Source organism: Actinokineospora sp. NPDC051303 (genome assembly GCF_055586285.1).
Genome location: NZ_JBVJIN010000005.1, coordinates 23703 through 30311, shown reverse-complemented (window position 1 = coordinate 30311; position 6609 = coordinate 23703). Strand labels below are relative to the sequence as shown.

The 6609-nt window shown below is 73.5% G+C and carries 6 protein-coding genes; 1 reads left to right on the top strand and 5 read right to left on the bottom strand.

From position 1 onward, the window contains the following. Positions 1-131: 131 nt before the first annotated feature. The 5 genes from ACZ6SD_RS05630 to moeA form a co-directional block, all read right to left on the bottom strand. Entirely contained in the window at positions 132-2384 is a 2253-nt protein-coding gene (locus tag ACZ6SD_RS05630) for an AAA family ATPase (RefSeq protein ID WP_465315724.1), read from the bottom strand. Between the two features lie 61 nt (positions 2385-2445). Further along, positions 2446-3426 carry a CDP-diacylglycerol--serine O-phosphatidyltransferase gene (gene pssA / locus ACZ6SD_RS05625; protein ID WP_465315723.1) on the bottom strand — a complete coding sequence of 327 codons (981 nt, stop codon included), beginning with the start codon at positions 3424-3426 and terminating at the stop codon, positions 2446-2448. A gap of 3 nt (positions 3427-3429) precedes the next feature. Then, the gene (locus ACZ6SD_RS05620) at positions 3430-4137 is read right to left on the bottom strand and encodes a phosphatidylserine decarboxylase (protein WP_465315722.1); all 708 of its coding nucleotides are present in this window, start codon (positions 4135-4137) and stop codon (positions 3430-3432) included. Between the two features lie 223 nt (positions 4138-4360). Then, on the bottom strand, positions 4361-4636 hold the full coding sequence (locus tag ACZ6SD_RS05615) for a GlsB/YeaQ/YmgE family stress response membrane protein (RefSeq protein ID WP_465315721.1): 276 nt from the start codon (positions 4634-4636) through the stop codon (positions 4361-4363). A gap of 16 nt (positions 4637-4652) precedes the next feature. After that, positions 4653-5870: a molybdopterin molybdotransferase MoeA gene (gene moeA, locus ACZ6SD_RS05610; RefSeq protein ID WP_465315720.1), complete on the bottom strand. Its 1218-nt coding sequence runs from the start codon at positions 5868-5870 to the stop codon at positions 4653-4655. Positions 5871-5979: 109 nt separating this feature from the next. Between moeA and ACZ6SD_RS05605 the strand changes: the two genes are divergently transcribed. Continuing rightward, positions 5980-6606 carry an AIM24 family protein gene (locus ACZ6SD_RS05605; protein ID WP_465315719.1) on the top strand — a complete coding sequence of 209 codons (627 nt, stop codon included), beginning with the start codon at positions 5980-5982 and terminating at the stop codon, positions 6604-6606. Positions 6607-6609 lie beyond the last annotated feature (3 nt).

Genomic DNA, 6609 nt, shown 5'->3' with positions numbered 1-6609 from the left:
CCCTGCGTGGCTGACGCTGGTCCCGTCCCCGTCCCCGTCCCCGTCCCCGTGCCCGTGCCTGGCGGGCGGGCGGCGGCGAGTGGGTTCGGGTGGGCGCGGTGAGTGGTGGTGGCGGCCCCAGGTGGGTGGGGTCAGGGTTGGCGGGAGTGGGCATAGGCCTCCAGGGCGGCTAGTTGGGCTGGGTCGAGGGAGGGGCGGACGTTGTGGCGGGCGGCTTCCAGGTGGGCGGCGGTGACTTCGGCCGCGGAGAGGGACTCGCGCATGGCGGTTAGGGCGGCTTCGCGGATTAAGGCGGCGCAGTCGGCGGCGGAGTAGCCGTCCAGGGATTGGGCGTAGGCGTCCAGGTCTACGTCGGGGGACAGGGGGGTGTTGCGGGCGGTGGCGCGGAGGATGGCGGCGCGGGCCTCGGCGTCGGGGGGCGGGACGTAGATCAGGCGTTCCAGGCGGCCGGGGCGGAGCAGGGCGGGGTCGACCAACTCGGGGCGGTTGGTCGCGCCTACGACGATGACGTCGCGGAGGGGTTCGACGCCGTCTAGTTCAGTGAGGAGGGCGGCTACCACGCGGTCGGCGACGCCGGAGTCGGATGACTGGCCTCGGCGTGGCGCCAGGGCGTCGATCTCGTCCAGGAACACCAAGGCCGGGGCGGCTTCGCTTGCCCGGCGGAACAGTTCGCGGACAGCGCGTTCGGACTCGCCGACCCACTTGTCCATCAGTTCGGCGCCCTTGACCGACAGCACGTTGAGCTGGCCGCTGCCCGCCAGCGCGCGTACCAGGAACGTCTTACCGCCACCGGGTGGCCCATAGAGCAGGACCCCGCGCGGCGGCGCCACCCCGAGCCGGGCGAACGAGTCCGGGTAGCGCAGCGGCCACAGCACCGCCTCGGTGAGCGCCTGCTTGGTCTCGACCATGTCGCCAACGTCATCGAGTTGGATGTCGCCGGTGCGCAGGGTGTCCGAGGTGGACATCGACGTCGGCCGCACGGTCTCCAGCGCGCCGAACAGATCCGCGGCGGTGATCTTGGGGTCGTCGGCGTCGCCGTGGCGCAGGGCGGCGCGGATGGCGGACTCGCGGCGCAGCGCGATCAGGTCGGCCGCGACGAACCCCGGGGTCCGCTCGGCCAGCGCGCCGAAGTCCACACCAGACTCCACCGGCAGGTCGCGGAACAGCACCCGCAGCAACTCCGTGCGGGTCTTGCCGTCGGGAAGCGGCAGCCGCAGTTCCCGGTCGACCAGGTCGACGCCGCGCAGCCGCGGGTCCACCGCCTCCGGGTGCGCGGTGGTCACGACCAGCGCGACCCGGGGAACGGCGATCGCGGCCCGCAGGGTGTCGAGCACGACCGTCGCCACCGGCGGCGGCGACGTCGCGGGCAGCAGCGCGTCCACGTCATCGATCAACAGCACCGCCGCGCGCCCCGCCGCCGAGTGCGCGCGCACGGCCTCCACCGCGGCGCCGACCCGCCCCGCCGCGGCATTGGCCTCCAACACCGCCACGGTCGGCCCGACCAGGTCGACCACCGCCGCGTCCACCGAATGCGCCACGGATCGCACCATGCTGGCCTTGCCCACGCCCTCCGGCCCGCTGATCAGCACACCGAGCCGGGGCGCCGCGCCGAGCCGTTCGAGCAGCTCGGGCCGGGTGAAGGCCAACTCGAACCACTCGCCCAGCGTCCGCGCCGCGTCCTGGGCGCCCACCAGGTCGGCGATCGGCGCGGGCAGCGGCGCTTCCTCCGCCACCACCACGGCGGTCGCCGCCACCGGCCCCGGCGGCGCCTGGACCACCGGCGACCCGCCGACCGGGATCGCCGCGCGCTCGCCCGTGCGCGCGCCGTCCCGCCAACCGACCACAGTGGACGGTCGCACCGTGACCGCGCCCGGCGGGTCCACCGCCGTCACGGTCAGCAGCTCGTTGGTCCACGTCATCCCGATGGCCCGGGACAGCTTCCCGCGCACCGTCGACACATCCGACCCCGGCGGTGGCGCCAAGTCCTGCGGCAGCAGCGAGACCGCGTCGCCGACCGTCAGCACCTTCCCGACCAACGCCAGCCGCACCGTCTCCGGCGGCAGCGACGTGCTGGCCAGCCGCGACCCAGCCACCGTCACCGACCGCGCCGCCGCGACCTCCACCGGGGCGACGACCACTTCGGACCCCTCGGTCACCCCGAGGTTCGACATGGTCACGTCGTCCAGCAGCACCACCCCGGTCGGCCCGGCGTGGTCGCCCGCGGCGGCCAGCGCGGCGCTGACCCGCGCGCCGGTAAGGCGCACGGCGTCCCATTGCCGCAGTCCCAAGGCGTCGAGGACCTCGGGGTGCAGCCGAACCACCCCGCGCCGGGTGTCGATGGCGGACGGGGTCAGGCGGGCGGTCAACGTGATCTGTGCGTTCACCTCACCGAGATTAGAGGCTCGGCGAGGATCGGGTTGGAAGTTTTCCACAGGCTCCAACGAGTCAGTTGTCGGCTCGCTTGTCGGCCTGGTTGCGCCGCAATCCCGTGCGCCGCCAGTTGCGCCCGCGCAGCCCGGCGGGCCGAGGAGCGGCGGGCAGTGTGATCGACTCGGCCGCGTCCCTGGTGCGCATGGGGCGCCGCACGGCCCACCCGGCGACGCCGCGCAGCGGTGGCCGCAGGCCCAGCCTGCCCCGGGACCCGTGCGCCCGCCGGATCGCCCGGCGCTCCCTCGGCGGCACGTCCCAGGCCTCTGGGTGGTTCGCCAGCCAGTGCTTGCGCCGCACCGCGTACGGGATGTGCGCCAGGTACGCGACCAGCGCGACGGCAAGCGCAATCATCGGGTAGGTGATGACCGCGGCCGCCAGCAGCGCCACGCCGACCAGCAGCGGCGCCACCGCGCGCGCGGGCACCCGGAACGTCTTCACCGACAGGGTCGGGATGCGGCTGATCAGCAGGGCGGCGATCGCGACCGTCCACAGCATCACGGCCGGTTTGGACTGCCACCACTGGCCGTGGTCGCCGTACTCGATGGACAGGATCATCGGCAGCAGCGCCAGGAGCCCGCCCGCAGGCGCGGGGACGCCGACGAAGAACTCCTTGGTGTAGACGGGTTGCTCCACGTCGTCCAAGAGCGTGTTGAATCGCGCGAGCCGCAGGATCATGCAGACCGCGAAGATCAGCGCGACCACCCAGCCGACCCGGTCCCCGTCGAACCGCCACGTGTAGAGCACCAGGGCGGGCGCGACGCCGAAGGAGATGGCGTCGGCCAGCGAGTCCAGCTCGGCGCCCATCTTGCTGGTCGCGTCCAAGAGGCGGGCGATACGTCCGTCCAAGCTGTCTAGCACCGCCGCCACCGCGATCGAGGCGATCGCGGCCGCTGGCTGGCCTCTTAGCGTGAACTGGACCGCGGACAGACCGGCGCACATAGCCAAGACCGTGAGTGCGTTAGGCAGCAGCCGGACAGCCGGCGCGGTCGGCGCCATCGGTCAGCTCCTCGTGGGCAGTTCGGCCAGGACGGTCTCGCCGCCGATCGTCCGCTGGCCGGGCTCGACCAGGACCCGGCTGCCGACCGGCACGTACAGGTCCACCCGGGAGCCGAACCGGATCAGGCCGTAGGTCGCGCCAGCGGCCACCTTGTCGCCCTCGGCGACCTGGCACACGATCCGCCGCGCCACCAGGCCCGCGATCTGCACGACGGCGAGGTCGTGGCCGTCGTCGGTGCGCAGGTGCAGGCTGTTGCGCTCGTTGACCTCGCTCGCCTCGTCCAGGTCGGCGGAGAGGAACTGCCCGGCCTTGTGCACCGCGCGCACGATCTGGCCCGGGGCCGGCACGCGCTGCACGTGGACGTCGAACACCGACAGGAAAGCGCTGATCCGCAGCATCGGCTGGTCGCCCAAGCCGAGTTCGGCGGGTGGGACGGCCTCGATGACGTGCGAGACCGTGCCGTCCGCCGGGGCGACGGCGATCCCGGGCCGCTGCGGGGTGACCCGCTTGGGCTCGCGGAAGAACCAGGCCAGCCAGGCGGTGAGCACGGCGCTGGCCACGCCCGCGCGGCGGGAGGCCCGGCGCACGGCCAGGGTGGCCCCGATGGCGCCGAGGATGAACGGGCGCCCGCTGGGGTGGATCGGCGGGATGATGCTCTTGGTCAGCTCGACGGCGTGCTGGAGCGCGCCGGACTTCGGGGCGGCGGTCATCAGGTGGGTGGTTCCTCGCGTGTCGACCGGATTTCCGCACACGCTACGCCAGCCGCGCTAAGCCCCGGGAAGGTAGCCACCACCTGGACGAACGTGGGACACCCGGGCAGCGTGTGCGCCCCCCGACGCGGCGCACACGCCGCTCGGATGCCCCGTCACCGGAGCGACGTCAAGTGTACGCGTGCGGTGTCTTGTGGATCAATGGGCGGTTACCGCGGGCAGGTTAGCGCGGGTTGCCGGTCCGGCCCTGAGCGAGGCGCAGGAGTCCGAGCAGGACGATCGCGCCCAGCGCCGCGACGCCGAGGCTCTGGAAGTCGAACTCGAAGGTCATCTCCTCGCCGGTCAGCAGCCGGTAGAGCAGACCGCCGAGCGCGGCGCCGACCACGCCCACCAACACGCTGACCAGGCAGCCCTGCCGCTGGCGGTTGCGCCCGCCGATCACCAGGTTGGCCGCCCAGCCCGCGATCGCGCCGAACACGATCCACGTGAAGAAACCCATGCGGCCAGCCTACGGCTCAGTCGAGCAGGATCAGGTCGACTTCGTCGCCTGCCAGGACCTCGGAGACCCCGTCCGGGATCTCGATCAGACAGTTGGACGCGGCGAACGAGGCCAGCAGGTGCGAGCCCGGCCCGCCGACCGGCACGACCTCGACCATGCCCGCGTCGTGGCGGCCGCGCCGGTACTGCACGCGGTTCGCGGGGGAGGTCATGGTCGCCGCGGCCTTCGCGCGGGCGCGCGGGCGGTCGACCACAGGGTGCCCCAGCGCGCCGAGCAACGCGGGCCGGACGAACAACTCGAACGACAGCGCCGCGCTTACCGGGTTGCCGGGAAGCGTCACTACCGGCAGCCCGTTCATCCGCCCCAGGCCCTGCGGTCCGCCCGGCTGCATCGCGACCCGGACGAAATCGACGCCGTGCCCGGTCAGGGCGTCCTTGACCACCTCGTACGCCCCCGCGCTCACCCCGCCGGAGGTGACCAGCAGGTCCGCGTCGGCGGCGTGCTCGGCGATCGCGGCCCGGAACCGCTCGACGTCGTCCGGCACGAACCGCAGCACGGTCGCCTCGCCGCCGATCTCTTCGACCGCCGCGGCCAAGAGCACGCTGTTGGACTCATAGATGTGCCCGGGGGGAAGCGGTTCGCCCGGCGCGACCAGTTCCGACCCGGTGGACAGCACCAGCACTCGCGGTGGCCTGCGCACCGGCAGATCGGCCACCCCGACCGCCGCGGCCAGGCCAAGCTGCGGCGGATGCAACACCGTGCCTGCCAGGAGCACGACAGCGTTCTCGGCGACGTCTTCGCCCAGCCGACGAATGTGCAGACCCTGTCTAACGGCCGCGTCTATACGAACGCTTTCCGTGCCACCGTCAGTCAGTTCGACCTGCACTATCGCGTCCGCGCCAGGCGGCAGCGGCGCGCCCGTCATGATCCGGTGCGCCGTCCCGGGCGCCAGCGGCCGCACGTCCACCCGGCCCGCCGGGATGTCGTCGGCGACGGGCAGCGTCACCGGGCGCTCGGCCGTGGCCGTGGCCACGTCCGCCGCCCGGACCGCGTAACCGTCCATCGCGGAGTTGTCGAACGGCGGCAAGGAAACCCCCGCCGTCACGTCTTCGGCCAAGACCAGCCCGAGACACCGCGCCAACGGCCGCGACACCACCGGCAGCGGCGGCGCCAGCGCCGCCACCTCGGCCCGGTACTCCTGCGCGGTGAAGGTCCGCTTCGCGAGGTTCGCCACGCGGACATCCTGCCCTGTCCGGCCACCACGGGACCGCGGGCCATGCCAGACTTCCGACGCACCAGGCGGGCGGGGTCGGGCCGCTCGCCGCGGGGGAATGAGGGACGGCGTGCAGGTCCGGACACGGCACACGCCCGCGTTCGGGGTGGCCAGGCTGGTGCTGGCCCCGGGTGAGGCGGTCCAGGCGGAATCCACGGCGATGCTCGCCACCAGCTACGGCGTGCACGTCGAGGCGCGCGGCCGGGGCCGGGGCAAGCTGCGGCCCGCGGTGTTCACCGCGCCGCCGGAAGGCGGGTGGGTGGATGTCGCGCCCGCGCTCCCCGGCGAAGTCCACGCGCTCGACCTGGACGGGACCGCGGCGTGGTGCGTGCGCAAAGGCAGCTGGCTCGCGGTGGCCAGCACGCTGCGCTCGGATTCGCAGTGGCCGGGCTTCCAGACCCTCTTCGGCGCCGAGCGCGGCTTCCTCGAACACGTTTCCGGGCACGGCACGATCGTGCTGGCCTGCTGCGGCGCGCTCGACGTCGTGGTGCTCGCCGCGGGCGAGCTGATCACCGTCGACCCCGCCCACCTGCTCGCCTACACCGACACCACCCAGTCGCGGCTGCGCGCGGTCGACCCCTCGGCCGCCCAGTCGGTGCGGACCGGGGAGGGACTGCTGCTCGACTTCGCGGGCCCCGGCACCCTGCTCACCCAGACCCGCACCCCGCGCACCATGGCCGCCTGGCTCGGCCGCTGACTT